This window comes from Cellulomonas xiejunii, from assembly GCF_024508315.1.
GTDB classification, from domain to species: domain Bacteria; phylum Actinomycetota; class Actinomycetes; order Actinomycetales; family Cellulomonadaceae; genus Cellulomonas; species Cellulomonas xiejunii.
Genome location: NZ_CP101987.1, coordinates 853,497 through 872,351, shown reverse-complemented (window position 1 = coordinate 872,351; position 18,855 = coordinate 853,497). Strand labels below are relative to the sequence as shown.

Here is an 18,855-nt window from a genome sequence, read left to right as displayed (position 1 = left end):
TCGACACTGGAACGATGGGAACCCAGAGCAGCAGCGGGTGGCGCCCGCGGACCGCACCGCCGGGCGGCCGTACCGCGACCGTGCCCGGCCCGGGCCAGGAGTCCGTGTGGGACTACCCGCGCCCGCCGGCGGTGGTGCCGAGCGACGAGCACGTCCGGGTGGTCCTCGGCGCGACGGTCGTCGCCGACACCCGCCGGGCGGTGCGCGTCCTGGAGACCCTCGCACCCGCCGACGTACTACCTCCCGCTCGCCGACGTGGCCGAGGGCGCGCTGGTACCCGCCGAGGGGCCGACGACGTTCTGCGAGTTCAAGGGCCGCGCCGTCTACTACGACGTGGTCGGGACCGACGACATGGGCCGCCGCGTCGTCCGGCCACGGGCCGCCTGGGGCTACCCGCACCCCGCACCCGGGTACGAGGCCCTCGCGGACCACGTCGCCCTCTACCCCGACGGGCTGACCTGCACCGTCGACGGCGAGCGGGTCCAGCCCCAGGAGGGCGACTTCTACGGCGGGTGGCGCACCAGCCGGGTCGTCGGGCCGTTCAAGGGCGGCAGCGGCACGCGAGGCTGGTGACCTCAGACCACTGCGTCGCCCGCCAGCGCGTCGGTGAGCAGCCCCACCAGCGCGTCGAGCTGCACGTCCGACGACCCCTGCGAGTCCTCCTCGCTCGCACCGTCCAGCGCCCGGGCGGCCAGCCCGGACTTGCTGTCGATGAGCTCGGCGATCCGGGCGTCGATGGTCTGCGCCGCGATGATGCGCCACGCGGTGACCGGCTCGTCCTGGCCGATCCGGTGGATCCGGTCGATCGCCTGCGTCTGCTCGGCGTCGGTCCATGACAGCTCGGCCAGCACGAGGTTGGACGCGACCTGCAGGTTCAGCCCGACGCCGGCGGCCATGAGGGAGCACACCGCGATCGAGACCTCGGGGTCCTCGACGAACGCCTTGACGTTCTTGGCGCGCGTCCGCGGCGTCTGGTCGCCGCGGATCGAGGCGTAGCGGATGCCGCGTTCCGCGAACGTCTTCTCGGCGTGGTCCATGACGTCGATGTGCTTGGCGAAGAACACGACCTTGCCGACGTTGCGGGCGAGCTGTGCGGCGTAGTCCGCGGCCAGCCCGGCCTTGGCCTGGCCGATGCGGCGGACCATCGTGAAGACGTTCTCGCCACCCGCCTTCGAGCTGGAGTCCTTGAGCTCGGAGGCGGCGACGCGACGTGCGAGGTCCAGGTCGACGCCGTCGACGGCGGTGTCGCCCCCGCGTGCCTCGAGCGCGGCCCGGTAGCGGCTGACCAGCCGCTGGGCGAGCACGGCCTCGGCGGCGCGGATCGAGCGCCCGACGGCGCCGTCGAGCTCGACGGGCAGGTCCGCGACGCGGCGCGCCGGGATGTCGGCGACCACGTCGGCCTTGCGGCGACGCACGATGCCCATGTCGATGACCGCGGCGCGCGCCGCGGCGGAGAACCCGCGGTCGGCCGGGGTCAGGCCCGTGTCCTCGAGCGCCGTCATCAGCGCACCCAGCGGCTTGGTCTCGTCGATCCAGCCGAGGAACTGCCAGATGGCGCGGAAGTCCTCGATGTCGTTGATCAGCGGCGTGCCGGTCAGCGCCATCAGCAACGGCCGCGCCATGCGGGCGCGGATCCGCTCGGACAGCGCCAGGACGTGCTTGGAGCGCTGCGAGCTCGTGTTCTTGATGAAGTGCGCCTCGTCGACGACCATCCCGCGGAAGCCGTGGTCGCCGAGCCACCCGACGTGCCGGTCGAGGATGTCGTAGTTGACGATGACGACGTCCGCGAACGCGTCGACGTCGTCACCGTCGCCGTGGACGACCGTGGCCCGCCGCAGCGGGACCCACAGCCCGACCTCGTGCGCCCAGTTCGTCTTCACCACGTTGGGGACGACGACGAGGAGGGGGAACGCGTCGGCGGCCTGGGCGGCGAGCAGCGCCTGGGCCGTCTTGCCGAGCCCGGGCTCGTCGGCGAGCAGGAACGTGCGGTGGCCGCGGACGGCGGCCGCGACGACCTGCGCCTGGTGCGGCATGAGCTCGCGGCCGGGGGGCGTGGGCACGAAGCGCGGCTCGGGGAGTGCCATGCACGCGGGTGCGCCCGGGGTGGCGTCCTCGAAGGAGCTGAAGAGCGGTTCGAGCAGCTCCCAGCCGGCGAGCCGACGGGGCCGTGCGACCACCCGCTGGGCCGCCGCCTCGAAGTCGGGGGCGAGGAACGGGTTCGCCAGCCGACGCGAGATCACGGACTGCGGCACCACCCGCTTCTCCACGCCGGGGACGGGCGGCGGCGGCGGGGCGGGCTCGGGCTCCTCGGGCGGCTCCAGGCCCCCGGCGCGCATCACGGTGGCCTTGTACGCGCGTGCCGCGTCCGAGACGCGGGCCTCGTCCGTCAGCAGCTCGAGCAGCGAGGTGTCGCGGGCGGCGGTCCTCGCCAGCTGGGTCGCGACGCCGTCGAGCCGCTTGAGCTGCTCCGCGCGCCGCGCCTGCGAGAGGGTGGCGTCCGCCATGACCCGGGCGCGCTCCTCGCGCACGATCAGCGCGACGACCTGGAACTTCGTGCGCACGGCGGCACGGGTCGGAGGCCGCTGCACCGCACCGTCGACCTCACGGGCAAGCCCGGCGAGCACCGGGATGATCCCCTGCTCGCTGGGACGCGGAGCACGGCGGCGCTGCGCGCCGGCGTCGCTGCGTCCGCGGCCGGAGCCGCGCTGGCCTGCTCGTGCCACATCTCCTCCTTCGCGCCCGTCCGCACCGCGTCCGCGGTCCGGCACGCCATGCCCCACCCAGCCAGGACCGGTCGCGCCGGGGCGGTGCCCGGTACCGCCGGGCAGTGCGCCCGGGGCCGACGGGGCGTGAGCTCCTGCGGGTGAGCGCGCCGTGCGACCGCGCAGCTTCCCCCGTGCGCGCGCCTACGGGTCCGTGCTGACGCCGGTGGTGCCACTCGGCCGGACGCCTCCGTGAACGATCACGCGGCACGGTCCTGGCCCTGCTCCATCACCAGCTGAGCAAAAGCCTACCGCCGAGTACCTGGCAGCCGTGTCCGCCGTGCTGAATCGGTACCGAAAACCAGCCACGCGGCGCACTCCCCCGTCGCTACGCTGCTCGCGCTCGCCCGGGATCGACCCGGGCCACCTCCCCGGGAGTCCCCGTGTCTGACACCTCTGCCGACGTCCCGACGACCTCGGCCGTACCCGTTCGCGAGAACGTCCGCCGCGGGACGCTTGCCGCGCTGGTCACCGTGCCCGTGGGCGTGGCGGCCTGGGTCCTGATCTGGGGACTGGGTTACGTGACCGCCTTCGTCGGTGCCGTCGTCGCCTTCCTCGCGCTCCGCCTGTACGCGTGGGGAGCGGGTCGGATCAGCCGCGTCGGCGCCGCGATCGTGCTCGTGACGACGGCGGTCACGCTGCTCCTCGCCTTCTTCGCCGGCATCGTCTACGACGGCGCGACCGCGTTCGTCGAGGGCAGCGGCCTCAGCGCGTGGTCGGCGCTCACGCACGGCGAGTTCTGGCCCTTGTTCTTCGAGGTCCTGCCCGACGCCCTGCCCGACTACCTGCCCGACCTCGGCTGGGCCCTCGGGTTCGGTGCGCTCGGTTCCTTCGCGGTCCTGCGGTCGGCCTTCGCCGCGGCGAAGGCGCAGGACGAGGCGCCGGTGCCCGCCGCCGAGGCGTACGGCGTCGGTGCGTTCGGTGCCGGGGCGCCCGGCGCCGAGGCCGCTCCGGCTGCCGCGCCCGAGGCCGCGCCCGCCGTCACGCCCGCGCCGGCGAACGACCACCCGGGCATGGCCGGCCCGCTCTGACGCCTCGACGAGGGGCCGCCGAGCCGTCAGGTTCTCGGCGGCCCCTCGTCGTTCCCGCGCCGGAGTCGTTCAGGCACGCAGCGCCGCTCCGCCCTCCGCCGCGTGCCACTGCGCCAGCCGTCGCAGCCCTTCGTCGAGCGTCACCTCGGGCACCCACCGCAGGTCGGCACGCGTGCGGCGCTGGTCGAACCAGTGCGCGGTCGACAGCTGCTCCGCGAGGAACCGCGTCATGGGCGGCTCCCCGTCGGCGCTGCGCAGCGGGAGCCGACCCCAGAGCGTCTCGACCACGGCACCCGCACCGCGAGCCACTGCGGCGGGTACCCGGGCCGTGGGAGCGGGCGCACCGACGGCCGCACAGATCCCCGCGAGCAGCTCGGCGACCGTGCGCGGTTCGCCGTTGGTGACGACGTAGGCCCGGCCCCGCACGGCATCGTCGTCGTCGCCGAGCCGGTGCAGCGCCGCGACCAGGGCCGACACCGCGTTGTCGAGGTAGGTCGTGTCGATGAGCGCCGCGCCGTGGCCCAGCAGCGGGAGGCGTCCGGCGCGGGCCCGCTGCGCGACGCGCGCGACGAGCTGCTCGTCGCCCGGCCCCCACACGATGTGCGGCCGGACGGCGACGACCCGCAGGGCGCCGTCGGCGTCGAGCGCGAGGAGCTCGGCCTGCGCCTTGGTCCGCGCGTACTCGCCGTGCGCGCGCTGCGGGTCGGCGCGTGGCGCGTCGTCCCCGACGATCGCCGTCCCCGTGTGCGCGACCGACGGCGTCGACACGTGGACCACGTCGGCGACGCCGTGGCGTGCGGCCGCGGCGAGCAGAGTGCGCGTGCCGTCGACGTTGACGCGGCGGAAGTCGGCGGCGTCGCCCGCGAACGACACCTTCGCCGCCAGGTGCACGACCGCCTCGACGCCGCGGACGGCACGGTCGACGGCGTCGGGCTCCGTCACCGAGCCGAGGGAGTCCTGGACGCCGGCCACGCCGCTGGGTCGCCGCTGGAAGGTCCGCACCTCGTGACCGGCGTCGCGCAGCCGTGCGGCCGTGGTGCGCCCCAGCAGGCCGGAAGCCCCGGTGACCAGCACCTTCACGGTCGGCCCAGCCGTCCGCCGGCGAGCACGCCCTCGGCCCATGCCGCGACCCGCGTGCGGTCGACCTTGGAGTTGTGGCGGACGTCGGTCGGCAGGTCGGGCACGACGAGCACCGCCGCCACGGCCGGACCGACGGCGGCGCGCACGGCGGCCGTGAGCGCGGGCGTCGCGAGGGACGGCCGGCGCGCGCCCGGCTCGGTCTCCACCACGACGACGACCTGCTGCGTACCCCGCGGCCCCACCCCGACGACGCCCGCACGCCGCACCCCGGGGACGCACTGCGCGCGCTGCTCGGGTCCGACGGGGGTGACGGGCCCGTCGGCGGTGAGCAGGACGTGCGCGAGCCGCCCTTCGATCCACAGCCGGCCCTCGGCGTCGAGGTGCCCGACGTCACCGGTCCGGTGCCAGCGCGCGCCGGGCGCGACGCCGTCGAGCGCGTCGTGCCCGTCGCCGGGCCCACGAGGTCCGTCACCGTCCGGCGTCCCCCGTCGGCTCTCGCGGTCCGTCAGCCACAGCCGGTCGTAGTGGTCCTTCACGTGCGCCGCGGCGACGACGACCTCACCGGTCACGCCGGGCGTCGCGTCCAGGGGCCCGGTCGCGCGCCCGTCGGCATCGAGCGCGCTGATGCGCACGGTCACCCCGGCCGCGGGCCGTCCGACGCACACCCCGCCCGCCGCTCCGCCGGACCCGGCGGCGCGGATCTCCTCGAGCGTCACGTCCGTGAGCAGCAGGCCCTCGGTCATGCCGTACGGCGTGCGCGGCACGGCACCGGGCAGCAGGTCACCGACCGCCGCGAGCAGTGCCTCCCCCACGGGCGCACCCGCGGACAGCAGCAGCCCGACGCGGCCGAGCGCGCGCTCGTCGTCGCCCGTGAGGTCGCCCGCCGTCGCGACGACGTTCGCGACGGCGGCGGGCGACAGGAACACCGCGGTCGGGCCGGCGAGGTCGACGGCGGCCGCCTCGGCGGCGGCCGCGACCGCTCGCGCGGTGAGCGTGCGGGGGGCCGTGACGTCCATGTCGGGGGTGACCGAGCGGCAGCCGAGCGCGGGGCCGAGCAGCGCGAACGGTGCGAAGCCCGCGACCAGGCCCGTCCCGACGCCCAGGCCGTACTGCGCCGCGAGCGCGTCGCGCATCGCCGAGAGCTGCGCGTGCGTGTAGGCGACGCCCTTGGCAGGACCGGTGGACCCGGACGTGAACAGGATGGCCGCGACGTCGTCGGGCGCGGGCTCCGGCGGCAGGTCGGTCCCGACACCGAGGTCGCCCAGGTCGGGCAGGCTCAGCTCGACGCCGAGGAGGGCTGCCGTGGTGGAGGGCAGCGTCGTCGTCGACACGCGACGCCCCGGCCAGCCGAGCGCTCGCGCCGCGGCCAGGCCCTTGCGCTCCCCCACCACGACGGTCGGTCGCGCGCCACGGACGGCCCGCGTGAGCCCGCGCGCACCGAGCCCGGCGTCCGCGACCACGACGACGGCGCCGATCCGCAGGCACGCGTAGAGGGTCGCGGTCAGGTCGGCACCGGGCGGGACGAGGAGCGACACCCGGTCCCCGCGGCGCACACCGGCCGCGTGCAGGCCCGCCGCGAGCTCACGGACGCGCCGCGCGAGCAGCCGCCACGTGACGGTCCGAACGCCGTCGCCGGTGGGCGGCGCCATCTCGACGAGCGCCGTCGAGTCGTCGTCGGCGAGGTCGTCGAGCCGGCGCCACAGGGGCGCGCGCGCCTCGGCCGCGTCGGCGGTGCGGGTACCCGTCGCTGCGGTGGCGCGGTCGCGCATCACGGTGGCGAGGTCCGGGCCCGGCGGGCGGCGCTCCGCGAGCCACGTCGTGACGGCGCCCGCGACGTCGACGTCCTCGGCGACCAGGTGCCCCGCGCCCTCGAAGCGGTGCACCTGCGCCTGCGGCAGCCGCGCGAGCAGGTCCCCGAGGTGGGCCTCCCCGAAGACGGGGTCCCGCGGGCCCCACAGCACCAGCGCCGGGACGTCGAGGGAACGGACGCCCGCGGCGACGCGGTCGAGCTCGGCCGCGCTCGGGTGAGCGGCGCCGACGGGGATGTCGGCGACGAACGCGCCGATCCCCGCGCGGCGCTCGGGCGTGCGGTACGGCGCCCGGTAGGCGGCCTTGACGTCGTCGGGCAGCGGCGGGTGCGCGAGCGCGAGCGTCGTCTCGAGGAACGCGGGCGTCGCGACCGTCGACGGGGCGAGCGCGCCGAGCGCGAGGCGCAGCGGCAGCGGGATCGGCCGGTCCTGCGGCTGGTGCACCGCGGTGTCGAGCAGGACGACGCCCGCGAGCGCGTCGGCGTGGTCGACGGCCCAGCCGAGCGAGACGACGCCGCCCCAGTCGTGCCCCACCGTGACCACCCGGCCGTCCAGCCCGAGCGCGTCGGTGAGGTCACCGAGGTCCCGCACGCGGCGGCGCAGCGTCCGGTGCGTACCCGTCCTCTCGGAGAAGCCCATCTCCAGCTGGTCGACGGCGACGACGCGCCACGCGCCCGGGCCGTCGGCGGCGTCCGCCGCGGCAAGGGTGGCGGCGGCGAGGGTGGCGGCGGCGAGGGTGGCGGAGGCGAGGTCGCGCCACAGGTACGCCCACGTGGGGTTGCCGTGGACGCACAGCAGCGTCCCGACGGGCGTGACGCCCCGGGCGGCGAGGGCCGGTCCGGTGTCGAGCACGTGCCAGGTGCGCTCGAGCGGGGGTGTCCCGTCAGCGGCGGGCACCCCGTCGCCGCGGCCGGGCGTCGGCTGCAGGGCCGTCTCCGGGGCGGTCACGAGGCGCGACCACGCCGGGTCGAGCCCGGGCAGGCCGGCAGGCGGGAGCTGCGCGGGCGCGGTCGTCGGCGCGGGCAGCCGACCGGCCGGCCCCGTGGGGGGACGTGTCACCAGGCGAGCTCCAGCATCGCGGTGTTGATCCCGGAGCCCACGCCCATGAGCAGAACGCGGTCCCCCGGCGTCAGGCTCGACGCCTCGTGGGCGAGCGTGATCGGGATGGACGCCGGCCCGACGTTGCCGAACCGCGGGTACGTCAGCGGCACGCGCGCCCGGTCGAGCTTCGCCGCCTTGATGATGGCGTCGGTGTGGACGTCGGAGACCTGGTGCATCACGTAGCGGTCCATGTGGGACCACTCGAAGTGCTCGCGGGCCTCCTCCCACGCGGCCATGACGAGCTGCATGCCGCCGCGCAGCAGCGCCTTCGCGTCCGTGTACATGCCGTTGACCCCGCCGACGCACAGCTCGTTGAACTGCGTCGCGGCGCGGGTCACGCCGCCCAGCAGGCGGTGCCCGGAGGGGTGCGCGTCGGCGGGCCCGAGGACCGCGGCGGCGGCGCCCGAGCCGAGCGTGAGGGTGGGGAACTCGCGCATGAAGTCCGCGCGCGTCGTGCCCTCGCGGGACAGCCGCGCGACGGTGTTGTGCTGGACCTCGTCGGCGTCCTCGCCGTCGACGACCAGCGCGTACTCGATCTGCCCGGCGTCGATGAGCTGGGCCGCGAGGCTCATGCCGTTGACGAACCCGAGGCACGCGTTCGCGATGTCGAAGTTCACGGCCGACGACGGCAGGCCCAGGCCGTGGTGCATGCGCACCGCGACGGACGGCTCGAGGTGCGGCCGCGTGACCGACGTGTTGACGATCAGGCCGATCCGCCCGCGGTCGACGCCGGCCTCGGCGAGCGCCTTCGCGCCCGCCTCGATGGTCGCGGCGTCGAAGCTCTGCCCCTGCGCCCAGTTGCGGCGCTCGTGGACGCCGGCGATGCGCTCGAGCAGCCCTGTCGGCAGCCGCAGCCGCTCCAGGACGGGCCGCAGCCGGCCGTCGAGCTCCGCGGACGTGGTCACACGGTCGGGTGTGACGGCGGCCAGGGACAGCAGGGCCGCGTTGCGGAATGTCGTTGTCGCGTTGCCTGCCACTCACACGCCTCCAGGTCACGGAGACCCCATCCTCCCCTGACCGGCCGGAGCGTGCACGGCGGTGGCCAGTGCGTGGGCACGCGAAGGCCGAGGCCCCCGTGGGCGTCCGGAGCGTTCTCGCCCCGGAGCCCGCGAGGGCCTCGGCCTCGTCGCCCGCCGTCAGGACCGGGGGTGGCCGGGCTTCGGCGGCTTCGGCGGCTTGGTCGGCTTCGGCGGCTTGGTGGGCTTCGGCTCGAGCGCGGCGACCGCGTCGAGCAGCGCGGCGGTCGCCTCGTTCACCTTGGCCTGCGGGCCGCCGTGGGCGAGGACGGCCTTGGCGCGGGCCTCGGCCTTCTTCACCGCGGCGACGCTCTTGCCCGTGTAGGTGTGCCCCCGCAGGTCGAGCTCCGCGACGGTCGCGAGCGCCGCCTCGAGCGCGGAGGTGTCGGTCACCTGATGGCGCAGGCCCAGCCACTTCTCGGGGTCGGCGACGGCCACCGCCCCCAGCTTCTCGGAGAAGTCGCTGTTGAAGATCAACGGGTTGTGGGTGGACCGCCAGCTCAGCTGGTCCGTCAGGCCCCAGAACGTCACCCGGTTGATGTCGGTCGAGTACTTCTTGTAGACCGCGAAGTACTCAGCGAACCGCTGGGCCTGGATCTTCTCCAGCTCGGCCCGGTTGGTGATCTTGCCCTCCCAGTAGGTGAACCCCTCACGCGAGATGCGGTCCTTGACGGACGGGTCGGTCAGGTCGCGGTACGCCGCCCGGTCGTCACCCTCCGGCTGGCCGTTCCACGCCTCCCACACCTGCAGGTCGAGCTCGCTGATGCTCACCGAGAAGCCCGCCTCGGTGATCAGCTGGATCGAGCGCTCCACGGACGCCTCGTTCGAGCACGCCCCCGGCTGCCACTCCGCCGCGGCGTCGTCCACGAGCCGCGGCAGCCGCGTGAGGTCGGAGCACGCGAACGCGGGCGTCTGGTTGATGTAGTTGTGCGACTGCATGCCGATGGCCTCGACGAGCGGGCGCGGGTCCTCGGGGTGCTCGGCGGCGTACCGCTCGTTGAGGTCGGTGGCCATCGCGATGATGGCCTGCGCCTTGCCCTCGGACTGGAAGACGTTGAAGTCGTTGTACTCCAGGCGCGTCTCCGGCCCGTACGTGCGCGCGAAGACGAACGCGTCGTAGAGGAAGTCGGCCGGGTGCTCGCCCGCCGCGGTGTCGGCGCCGTTCGCGTAGGAGCTGTACCAGCGCGAGAAGCCGCCGTTGGGGCCGCCGCGCAGGAAGTCCCGCCAGTCCTGCGTCGCGGGGTCGAACTCCGCGAGCCCGTCGACGAACGCCTCGTTCACGACGTCCCAGGACACGGTGCGGCCCTGGAAGTGCGTGAGCACCTCCTCGATGTACCGCTCCATGTTGGCCTTGGCCTGGGCGCGGGTGCCGCCCGTGGTGCCGCTGTTGATGCGGGCCGGCGACTGGCCGTGCCAGACGAGCACGTGCCCGTGGACCTTCATCCCGCGTGCCAGCGTCTCGTCGACGAACGCGTCGGCCGCGTCGAAGGTGAAGGTGAACTCACCGGTCTCGGGGTCGATGTTGTCGTTCGGCAGCAGCTGGTCCGGCTTCATGTTGTTCTCGGCCGTCATGACGTTGTAGTGCCGGTCGATCGTCGCCGAGTTCGGAGACCCCTCGGCGTACGTGCCGGGATGGGAGTAGATGTTGCCGACGTCGAAGTAGTCGCGGTAGACGTCCTTGAGCGGCCTGATCGCCTTGCGGAACGACGTCTCGAGGACGACGTCGTGCTCCGGCATCGTGAAGGAGTCGACGCGCGCGCCGATCCACTCCAGGTCGGCCGACGTCCACCCGCCCCAGACGTGACCCTCGCGCGGGGTCGCCGTCAGCTGGACGGTCTCGCCTGCCTCGTAGCTGCCCGCGCCGGTGACGGTCCCGTGCTTGGCCGCGCGGATCTCGACCTCGTAGGTCTGCGCGACCACCGCCTGGGCCGGGGCGCCGAGGCCGACGCTCGCGACGACGATCGCGACCCCGGTCCCCAGCCACCGCGCCGCCCGCCGCCGGGCACCGCGCAGACCCGCCGTCGGCGCTCCGCCGCTTCCTTGTGTGGTCCCTCGATCGATCATCGATCCCCCTTCGAACCTGCACCGGAGCCGGCGCGGCGAGGGGCGACCCCCCGCCTGCTGGCATCTTCACCACCCGCCCGAGGGGTCCACCGGTCGCGAACGATCACCAGCAGCCACCCGGGACAGCCGTTGCGGTCCACGGGCAGGCGCCGACGTCGTCGTCGACGGAGAACGTTCACTAGGCCGAGTGGGTGACACGGTAAGGAGGGTCACGGGGGACGTCAAGGAACCACGCTCCCCGCATGCTGCGGCCTGCGGGGCGCAGACTCAGGCACTGCGTGCGGTGTGCGGTGTGCGGATGCTCCGACGTGGAGAGACTGCCCGGTCTGCTCGTGTGCGGGGCCGTCGCCTTCGCCGGCGGCGCTGCGCTCCCGGCGACTCCCGGTGGCGCCGAGGGGATGCTTCCGCTCGTCGTGGGGGCGGTCAACATCGCCGTCGGCACCCGCATCGCCGTGCGTCGACGACGGGGTGCGTGGACATGACGACCGAACCTCCGGGTACATGCGGGCGAGGACTCGTTCGCCGACCTGGCGTGACTACTCCCAGGTGAGCGTGCCGTCCTCACCCAGGACGCCCACGTCGCCGTCGCACACGGGCCGGTCGGCGAAGTCGTGCCGGACGATCACGTCGCCGTCGGCGTCGCGGATCTCGAGGTGCCCGTCCTCCTCGACGAGGCACTGAAGCTCGCGGTCGACCCACTGGGTGTCGAGGTAGGCGACCTCCTCCATGGTGCTCGTGAACGAGTCCAGCCCCTGCGCATCGACGACGACGGCCGTGAGCCCGTCCCTGCCCGACTCGTTGCGCACCTCCGCCTCGATGCTCGGCCCCTCGCACCCGACCGCCAGCACGACGGCGACGAGTGCGAGGGCCGTGCGGCTACTGACGCGCCACACCGTCATGCCTCGGGAGCTGCGGTGCGGACGGGGTGTCGGCAGGAGCATCGACGCTCCCTCCCATCATCCGGGCGGCCGTGACCGATCCGCCGAACCGTAGCGCGAGCACGACGGTGTTCGGCTGACCGGGCGCCACGCGCGTCACCGCATCGAGATCGCGACCTCCGCGGCCTCGGCGACGGCGTCGATCGCGCGCCGCGGGGAGCGTGCGTCGCCGATGATGTGGAACGGGATCTTCCTGGCCAGGCAGTGGTCGGTGAGCTCGGTGGTGTCCAGGGAGCGCGAGCCGACAGCGACGACGACGCCGGTGGCGGGGATCGTCGAGACCTCGCCGTCGTGCTCGACGACGACGCCCTCGGCGTTGATCCGCAGGCAGCGGGTGTCCACGACCGTCGTGACCTCGTGCAGGGCGAGGTGCTTGAGGACCTCCTGCTTGCGCAGCATGCCCAGGTCGCGGCCCACCTCGGAGCCCATCTCGACGACCGTGACGGACGTGACCCGCGGGTCGTTCTGGGCGAGGTACTCGGCGACCTCGAGGCCGACGAGCCCGCCTCCGATGACCACGACGTCGCCCGCGAGCTGGGAGTAGCCCGTCAGGACCGTCTCGGTGTCGATGACGGAGTTCTGGTCGGAGCCCTCGAGGTCCAGGGTGATGGGGGTCGAGCCGATCGCGATGATCACCTCGTCGGGGGCGACCTGGTCGATGAGCTCCGGCGTCACGGGCGTGCTCAGCCGCACGTCCACGCCGAAGTGCTCGAGCGTGCTGGCACGGCTGAGCGCCGCGTCGCTCATCTCCTGCTTCCGCGGGGCGAGCCCGGCCATGTAGAACTGCCCGCCGAGCCTCGCCGACGCCTCGCAGAGGATCGGCTTGTGCCCCAGCGCGTGCAGGCGCTCGGCGGCCTCCATGCCGCCGATGCCGCCGCCGGCGATGAGGACCGTGCGGGGGTTGTCGGTCTTGGGGATCCGGAACTCCGCCTCGCGTCCCACGGCCGGGTTCTGCAGGCAGGAGATGTGCGGGAAGGTCGCGGCGTTCGCGGACGCGATCCGGTCGAAGCAGCCCTGGTTGCAGCCGATGCAGCGGATGATCCGCCACTCCTCGCCCGCCATGGCCTTGTTGCAGAACTCGGCGTCGGCGATCTGGGCGCGGCCCATGACGACCATGTCCGCCTGCCCCGACGCGATGATGTCCTCGGCCTGCTGCGGGTCGTTGATCCGGCCGACGGCGACGGTGACCAGGCCGGTGCCCGCCTTGAACTTGGCGGCGTTGTGGACGTTGAACCCGCGGTCGTGGTCCATCGTCGGGACCTGCAGGTTCACGCTCATCGGCGTGCCGCGGGACACGTTGACCATGTCGACGCCGTGCTCACGCGCGACCTTGGTGAAGGCGATGACGTCGTCGACGGTGTTGCCGCCGGGGACCCCGTCGTCGCCCGCGGAGACGCGCATCATGAGCGGGACGTCGTCCGGGATGGCTGCGCGGATCGCGTCGATGCACTCCAGCGGGTAGCGCATGCGGTTCTCCGCGCTGCCGCCGTACTCGTCGGTGCGGTGGTTGAACCCGGGCGAGAGGAACATCTCCGGGGAGTAGTTGTGGCCGGCGTGGAACTCCAGGACGTCGAAGCCCGCCGCGACCGCGCGCGCGGCCGCCTCGCCCCACGCCTGCACGACCTCGGCGATCGTCTCCACGGTCGCTCCGGGCAGGACGACACCGGCCGCGACCGGCATGTCGCTGGGGATGACGGCGTAGGTGGCCGGGTCCTGCCCGGGCGTGATGATGCCGCCCTGCCACAGCTGGATGCACGTCTTGCCGCCGGCGGCGTGGACGGCCTCGTTGAAGCGGATCCAGCCCTCGAGGTAGGAGTCGTCGGCGATCGACATGAAGTTGCGCGGCGCCGTCGGCTTGTGCACGGAGGTCGCCTCGACCGTGAGCAGGCCGCAGCCGCCGCGGGCGCGGGCGACGTGGTAGTCGATGAGCGCGTCGGTCACGTACCCGCCGTCGGCGCCCATCTTGGTCGCCATGGCCGGGAAGTCGACCCGGTTCTTGAGCGTCACACCCCGGACGGTCAGCGGCGAGAACAGGTGGGGGTAGAGCATGACGCACTCCTTCGTACGGGCCGAAGTTTTCGGTACTGGAAACGTACTGGCGTCCCGAAACAGCGGCTCGGGTCCATCGTCCCGATAAGGTCGGCCTCACCTGCCAGGAGGAGAACCCGCCGTGACCGCCCCCGAGCCGCCCCCTCCTCCGGGCCCCGGCCGACCCCGTGCCACCACCCACCGCGCGATCCGCGACGCCGCGATGCGCGAGTTCGCCGCCCACGGCTACGCGGCGACGAGCGTCGAGCGCATCGCCCAGGCCGCCGGCATCGGGCGCAACACGTTCTTCCGCTACTTCCCCACCAAGCTCGACGTCCTCGGCGACGACTACACCGCCAACCAGGAGGTCGTCGCCCAGCACCTGCGCGACGCCCCGGCGGGCGGTGACGTGCTCGAGCAGGTCATCGAGGCCGTCCGCGCCTCGATCCGGTACGACGACGCCGACCGGGAGTTCTACCGGCTGCGCCTGCAGGTCCTCGCGCAGGACCCGACGGTCCCGCACGCGTGGGCGCGGCCGCTGGTCTCGGGCTGGGCCGAGCTGATCGCGTCGCACGTGCTGGCCTCCGCCACCGACACCGGCCCGCGCAACCGGGCGGTCGCGCAGGCGGTCGGCTACGGGATGCGCGGCGTCCTGGCCAGCGTCCTGGAGGCGTGGTCCGAGGACGAGCTCGGGCTCGGTGCTGCGCTCGACCTGCTCGCGGCGACCGTGCGCGAGATGTTCGGGCCGGCGGTGCGGACGCTGGCACGGTGAGTGGGCGCCGCCTTGAGTCGACAGACCTTCCGGTGAGACGCTCCAGGCATGAGCTTCGACGTATTCGTGCAGCGCATGGTGGACGGCGAGCTGGCGGTGACGGACAGCGACGCGCTCCGTGACCTCATCGCCCCCCACGTGAAGAGCACGGAGCCCGAGTCCGACTTCGCGCTCCTGCAGTTCGACGACGGGACCGCCGACCTGTACGGGATCGGCGATCCGGGCAACGGCTTCATGGTCAACCACATCAGCGGGCAGCAGGCCTGGGACCTCGTCGCCAAGCTCGCCGCGACCGGCGACATGACGCTCATGGCCCCGGGCGTGCCGCCGATGATCTGCAGCGAGGCGGCACGCGCCAACCTCCCCGAGGGCGTCGGTGAGTCGGCGGTCGTCGTCACCTCGGGTGCCGACATCCAGCGCACGATCGCCGAGGGCTGAGGCGGGTCGCTCGCTAGCCGTCAGCTGGCGACGCGAGCTGGAGCAGCAGGGCCTCGAGTGCGGGCAGGGCGTTCTCCGGCCGGGTGAAGTCTCCCGCGACGACGACCCGTCCGCCCGGACGCTCGAGGCCACGACGCGGGACGTCCCTGACGAGCGCCATCCGCACCCGGTCCTCCGCCTCCCACCGGACCTCGACGCGCTCGCTGAACGCATACCCCGTCTCGCCGGGGCGGGTGAACAGCAGCGTGAGCATGGAGGTGTCCGGGCGCACGGCGCCCGCCCACCGGGGGTGCAGGGCGTTGAGGAGCGCGAGGTTCAGGCGTGCTGCCGGGACGTCGAGGGCGCGGAAGCGGGCGGCTGCCACGTCCCACGCGTCCTCGACGTCGTCAGCCCCCACGGGCGGACGGCTCAGCCAGGTCGCCGCTCAACCACGTGCGGATCGCTGCGAGACGCGCGGACGGGAAGGGGTGCTCGACCCAGCGCTCCAGGTAACCGTCCTCGCCGTGCTCATCCAGGACCGCCTGCGCCCCCGTCGTGATCGCGAGTGCGACGTCGCGGAGCGGCTGGTGAGTCTCGAACACCACCGCGCCGGAGCCGTCGGGCTCCTCGGAGTACATGCCAGGGAATCTCAACACCCGAACTCACGTCGGAACCTGCGCGGTGGAAGACCCAGCGGAACTCGCCCGGCTCCTCGGTCCACGAGCACCGCGCCTCGTCGTCGCCTTCGAGGAGGACTCCGACCGCCTCCAGGAGATCCCCGAGCGCGTCGTCCAGGTAGGACGCGGTCACGGTCGCGTCGGACCGGTCGTCGCGGATCCGGGCTATGGCCCAGCCCACGCCCGTGAGGCGATAGTCGAACTCCACGCGGCCGAGGCTATCGGGAGGGGTGCACGGAGTCACCGCGCGTCATCGCCTCGTCGCCGCTCGCTGCCTTACCCACGTCTCGAAGCACGTCGCGTGGTCCCGCTGGGCGTCCAATGCAGCGGGACGTTGCGGCGCACGTGCTGCTCGTGACGCAGGAGTACGGCAGGGGGGTGCTGGTGTGGAACCCGCTCGCATCGGGCTGATTGTCGGTGCTCTCGGCTCGAAGACCAGCGAGCGCGCACGTTGGTCGTGCCGCTGGCACCCTTGTGCGCCTGGGCAGATTCGAACTGCCGACACACCCGCTCGAGGAGTGGGGTCCGGGGATGACCCAAACGCGCTCATCGTGTCGCGTCACGCGCGGCGCCCAGCACGGGCGGCAAACGCGTCCATCGCGGCAAGAACCTGCGGGGCCTGCCAGACCTTGTGCCGTAGCGCCGAGGTCGACGGTTGAAGGACGCCGGCCTTCTCGAGGACCTCGATGGCGTTGCGGGCACCACGGTCGGAGATGGCGAGCGTCGCTGCGACGTAGTCAGCGTTCACGACGGGCTGGGCGACGAGTGCGTCGATGAGGCGCCACGCTGCCGAGTCGGATCGGGCCTTGATCTGGTCCTGCCATGCAGCGCGAAGGGCCATGACGTCGTCGGCGAGGTGACGGCCGTTGATGGTGGCGGCCACTGCCGCGTAGGCGACCTGTTCGACGATGACGTCGGGGTCACCTTCCCGGTAGCTGGTGAGCGCGCGGAAGTAGCGGTCGGGATCGCGCAAGAGGCCGGCGGACACGGGCACGGTCGTGTGCCGGGTCAAGCCCCGGCGGCGCAGAACCTGCTGCAGCAGCACGCGGCCGGTGCGCCCGTTGCCGTCGACGAACGGGTGGATGGTCTCGAACTGGGCATGGACGAGCGCTGCGTGCGTGAGTGCGGGGATGTCGTCGCGCTCAGCGAACGTGACCATGTCGTCGATCGCGGCCTGCACGCGTTCATGGTGCGGGGGGATGAAGTCGGCGCCGTGCGGGCTGATCGCGGAGGCGCCCACCCACACCTGTTCGGCGCGCCATCGGCCGGCGACGTCGGGGTCTGACACGGCGAGCAAGGCGTGGTGAACGGCAAGGATCGTGTCGGGGGTGATGTCGTCGCCAACGGCGAGGGCTTCATTCATGGCGCGCACGTTCGCGGCCACGAGCTCGGCGTTCTGCTTGGATCCAACTCCGAGACTTGCCATGGCGAGGTTGCGGGCGTTGGTGGTCAGATGCTCGATCTGGGAGCTGGACGCCGACTCGGTGCGGAGCAGGACCGCGGGCATGGGGACAGGCATCGTTGCGACTTCGCTGTCGAACCGCGCGACATCGGAGGTCGCGTCGTTGACGAGGACTTGCACGTTGCTGCTGATGCGCGGGGTCCGGTGCGCGATCGATGGCAGGACTGACGCCTTGTAGGGGCGCGAGATCCGCTGGCGTTCCCAGACGCTGAGGCGCCCGTCATCGAGGTTCGATGTCCAGTCGCGGGGCTCGGCGGTGAGCGCGGGCCACGCTGCGTCGTCGCCCGCGCCGGGTTCGACGTCCGTCGGCTGGTCGCTCATCAGGCTTCAACAACCTTGGTCACTATTGAAGCCTAGTCGCTTAGCCTTCAGTGAGCGAGACCTATGTTGAAGGCTGCGAGTCGCAGCCATACCCCGATACGCCTGGCGGCCGTTGGCGATCGCGACCTTGGTGAGGAGTTCACGCTCGCACATCGAGCAAGGCATCCAGGCCGTCGGTCGGGCGCGGCGGCGCGGCGCCACGCTCGGCGCAGTGCAGGTGCACCATCTGCCCGCCGACCAGGGTCCAGCCGGTCGGGTGCCTCTCGTACAGGTCGAGGATCGCTGACCAGCCTTCGGTCTGCGCATCGGTCATGGGCGGCAGTGCGATGCTCACGACGCGAGCACCGCGCGGATGATCTGCTCTGCGCGGGCGAGCTCGCGCGGGCCGTCGTGGTCTGCGAGGTCGGCCGCGAGCACCAGCGGCGGCACCGGGTCAGGCGGCAGCTCGTCGACGACATGCAGGATCACGTTCCAGTTCGACCCGCCGGGACGCAACAGGTGGTGGCGCAGCACAACGGGCAAGTCTTCGTGGCTGACGTATCCCTCGGCGTCCGAAGGCAAGCGGCGCAACCCCCGACAGCCCCTTCGGTGATCGCAGCGCGAGAGCCGAGCGACCGCCACCATGACCGCAGAACGTTGGCGCCCAAGCCGTCGCAAGCGGTGGGTGCGAAGCGACTTACAAGCCCGCAATAATCGCCGGGTGCCGATCGAAGTTGGTGAATCCGAGAGCGCAGGTACCCGCGCCCTGGGCGAGCGCTGCCGACGCGGGGCGCTCGCAGCGCTCGCGAAGGACGACTGGCACGAGGTGTATCGCTGGACCAAGAGTTGGGTCACCTCCGGGGGCGGGGCGTGGCTGCCCGACACCTGGGTCTTGTACGCGGTCTCTGCGCTTCTCAAGGGTGAGCCGCGGACCGCCGTCCATGCGCTCGATCTCGGGCTAGCAACATGGATCACCGGCAGTCAGGACCGCGCTGTCCTCCGGTGGTGCAGAGGGGTGATCATCTGGACGCGGTTGAACGATCCCAAGACTGCGCTGACAGACCTCGACCCAGCGGACGCCCTTCCGGCCTGGCTCGCTGCCGATCAGTCCGATGCGATCGACCGTTGCGCGGAAGATGCCGCGAGGAGTCGCAAGCGGGTCCCCAGCGTGTCGCCCAGTCCGACTCTTGCGACCGCCCATGAAGTGCGCGGAACTGTCGCGCCCTCAGTGATCAACCGCCGCGATGGGGACGAGCCGAGTATCTGGGTCGCGGTTGCCCCCTACTTCGCAACGTGAGTGCGGAGTCGGCACCTGACTGCTGACCGCCCGGCGCTCCGGGAGAGTGCACGTACGCGCACCGGATAGGCCCTTCCTTGGGTCTAGGAGCGAAGGGCGCTT

General features: G+C 73.0%; 17 protein-coding genes and 1 pseudogene. 6 read left to right on the top strand and 12 right to left on the bottom strand.

Annotation, left to right across the window (positions count from 1 at the left end):
• Nucleotides 1-14: 14 nt before the first annotated feature.
• Nucleotides 15-573 (top strand): annotated as a pseudogene (locus NP048_RS04205) (DUF427 domain-containing protein).
• Between the two features lie 2 nt (nucleotides 574-575).
• Here the strand turns inward: NP048_RS04205 and NP048_RS04200 are convergent.
• Nucleotides 576-2,723 carry a DEAD/DEAH box helicase gene (locus tag NP048_RS04200; protein ID WP_227578227.1) on the bottom strand — a complete coding sequence of 716 codons (2,148 nt, stop codon included), beginning with the start codon at nucleotides 2,721-2,723 and terminating at the stop codon, nucleotides 576-578.
• A 422-nt stretch (nucleotides 2,724-3,145) separates the two neighbouring features.
• On the opposite strand from NP048_RS04200, the gene NP048_RS04195 reads away from it, so the two are divergent.
• Nucleotides 3,146-3,793 (top strand): hypothetical protein, encoded by a 648-nt coding sequence (locus tag NP048_RS04195; protein ID WP_227578226.1) that lies wholly within the window; start codon nucleotides 3,146-3,148, stop codon nucleotides 3,791-3,793.
• Nucleotides 3,794-3,862: 69 nt separating this feature from the next.
• On the opposite strand, the gene NP048_RS04190 is transcribed toward NP048_RS04195, so the two are convergent.
• The 4 genes from NP048_RS04190 to NP048_RS04175 form a co-directional block, all read right to left on the bottom strand.
• The gene (locus NP048_RS04190; RefSeq protein WP_227578225.1) at nucleotides 3,863-4,873 is read right to left on the bottom strand and encodes an NAD-dependent epimerase/dehydratase family protein; all 1,011 of its coding nucleotides are present in this window, start codon (nucleotides 4,871-4,873) and stop codon (nucleotides 3,863-3,865) included.
• Nucleotides 4,870-7,740, bottom strand: a complete 2,871-nt coding sequence (locus tag NP048_RS04185) for an alpha/beta fold hydrolase (protein ID WP_372456840.1) — start codon at nucleotides 7,738-7,740, stop codon at nucleotides 4,870-4,872. The genes NP048_RS04190 and NP048_RS04185 overlap by 4 nt, the downstream gene beginning before the upstream one ends.
• The gene (locus tag NP048_RS04180) at nucleotides 7,737-8,759 is read right to left on the bottom strand and encodes a 3-oxoacyl-ACP synthase III (RefSeq protein ID WP_227578224.1); all 1,023 of its coding nucleotides are present in this window, start codon (nucleotides 8,757-8,759) and stop codon (nucleotides 7,737-7,739) included. The genes NP048_RS04185 and NP048_RS04180 overlap by 4 nt, the downstream gene beginning before the upstream one ends.
• A 159-nt stretch (nucleotides 8,760-8,918) precedes the next feature.
• Nucleotides 8,919-10,862, bottom strand: coding sequence for an endo-1,4-beta-xylanase (locus NP048_RS04175; protein ID WP_227578223.1), 1,944 nt, complete (start codon nucleotides 10,860-10,862; stop codon nucleotides 8,919-8,921).
• 308 nt (nucleotides 10,863-11,170) lie between these two features.
• Between NP048_RS04175 and NP048_RS04170 the strand changes: the two genes are divergently transcribed.
• Nucleotides 11,171-11,344: a hypothetical protein gene (locus NP048_RS04170; RefSeq protein WP_227578222.1), complete on the top strand. Its 174-nt coding sequence runs from the start codon at nucleotides 11,171-11,173 to the stop codon at nucleotides 11,342-11,344.
• A gap of 54 nt (nucleotides 11,345-11,398) precedes the next feature.
• Here NP048_RS04170 and NP048_RS04165 read toward each other — a convergent pair whose 3' ends face one another.
• The gene (locus NP048_RS04165; protein ID WP_227578221.1) at nucleotides 11,399-11,803 is read right to left on the bottom strand and encodes a hypothetical protein; all 405 of its coding nucleotides are present in this window, start codon (nucleotides 11,801-11,803) and stop codon (nucleotides 11,399-11,401) included.
• A 93-nt stretch (nucleotides 11,804-11,896) separates the two neighbouring features.
• Nucleotides 11,897-13,849 (bottom strand): bile acid Fe-S flavoenzyme BaiCD, encoded by a 1,953-nt coding sequence (gene baiCD, locus NP048_RS04160; protein ID WP_227578220.1) that lies wholly within the window; start codon nucleotides 13,847-13,849, stop codon nucleotides 11,897-11,899.
• A 121-nt stretch (nucleotides 13,850-13,970) separates the two neighbouring features.
• Between baiCD and NP048_RS04155 the strand changes: the two genes are divergently transcribed.
• Both NP048_RS04155 and NP048_RS04150 read left to right on the top strand, forming a co-directional pair.
• The gene (locus NP048_RS04155; RefSeq protein ID WP_227578219.1) at nucleotides 13,971-14,600 is read left to right on the top strand and encodes a TetR family transcriptional regulator; all 630 of its coding nucleotides are present in this window, start codon (nucleotides 13,971-13,973) and stop codon (nucleotides 14,598-14,600) included.
• A gap of 48 nt (nucleotides 14,601-14,648) precedes the next feature.
• Nucleotides 14,649-15,038 (top strand): hypothetical protein, encoded by a 390-nt coding sequence (locus tag NP048_RS04150; protein WP_227578218.1) that lies wholly within the window; start codon nucleotides 14,649-14,651, stop codon nucleotides 15,036-15,038.
• 13 nt (nucleotides 15,039-15,051) lie between these two features.
• On the opposite strand, the gene NP048_RS04145 is transcribed toward NP048_RS04150, so the two are convergent.
• From NP048_RS04145 to NP048_RS04125, 5 genes are all read right to left on the bottom strand, one after another.
• Nucleotides 15,052-15,435 (bottom strand): hypothetical protein, encoded by a 384-nt coding sequence (locus NP048_RS04145; RefSeq protein WP_227578217.1) that lies wholly within the window; start codon nucleotides 15,433-15,435, stop codon nucleotides 15,052-15,054.
• Nucleotides 15,425-15,655 (bottom strand): hypothetical protein, encoded by a 231-nt coding sequence (locus NP048_RS04140; protein WP_227578216.1) that lies wholly within the window; start codon nucleotides 15,653-15,655, stop codon nucleotides 15,425-15,427. Before NP048_RS04140 ends, NP048_RS04145 begins: the two co-directional genes overlap by 11 nt.
• A 598-nt stretch (nucleotides 15,656-16,253) precedes the next feature.
• Nucleotides 16,254-17,477, bottom strand: coding sequence for a Fic family protein (locus tag NP048_RS04135; RefSeq protein WP_227578215.1), 1,224 nt, complete (start codon nucleotides 17,475-17,477; stop codon nucleotides 16,254-16,256).
• 139 nt (nucleotides 17,478-17,616) lie between these two features.
• Complete coding sequence (locus tag NP048_RS04130) at nucleotides 17,617-17,811, bottom strand: hypothetical protein (RefSeq protein ID WP_227578214.1); 195 nt, start codon at nucleotides 17,809-17,811, stop codon at nucleotides 17,617-17,619.
• Nucleotides 17,808-18,038, bottom strand: a complete 231-nt coding sequence (locus NP048_RS04125) for a hypothetical protein (protein ID WP_227578213.1) — start codon at nucleotides 18,036-18,038, stop codon at nucleotides 17,808-17,810. Before NP048_RS04125 ends, NP048_RS04130 begins: the two co-directional genes overlap by 4 nt.
• 139 nt (nucleotides 18,039-18,177) lie before the next feature.
• Between NP048_RS04125 and NP048_RS04120 the strand changes: the two genes are divergently transcribed.
• Nucleotides 18,178-18,753 carry a hypothetical protein gene (locus NP048_RS04120; protein WP_227578212.1) on the top strand — a complete coding sequence of 192 codons (576 nt, stop codon included), beginning with the start codon at nucleotides 18,178-18,180 and terminating at the stop codon, nucleotides 18,751-18,753.
• Nucleotides 18,754-18,855: the final 102 nt, after the last annotated feature.

Excerpts from the sequence above, each read along its gene's own strand:
- NP048_RS04165 (WP_227578221.1), bottom strand. The coding sequence starts at position 11,803 with ATGCTCCTGCCGACACCCCGTCCGCACCGCAGCTCCCGAGGCATGACG.
- baiCD (WP_227578220.1), bottom strand. The coding sequence starts at position 13,849 with ATGCTCTACCCCCACCTGTTCTCGCCGCTGACCGTCCGGGGTGTGACG.
- NP048_RS04175 (WP_227578223.1), bottom strand. The coding sequence starts at position 10,862 with ATGATCGATCGAGGGACCACACAAGGAAGCGGCGGAGCGCCGACGGCG.
- NP048_RS04150 (WP_227578218.1), top strand. The coding sequence starts at position 14,649 with ATGAGCTTCGACGTATTCGTGCAGCGCATGGTGGACGGCGAGCTGGCG.
- NP048_RS04140 (WP_227578216.1), bottom strand. The coding sequence starts at position 15,655 with ATGTACTCCGAGGAGCCCGACGGCTCCGGCGCGGTGGTGTTCGAGACT.
- NP048_RS04135 (WP_227578215.1), bottom strand. The coding sequence starts at position 17,477 with ATGAGCGACCAGCCGACGGACGTCGAACCCGGCGCGGGCGACGACGCA.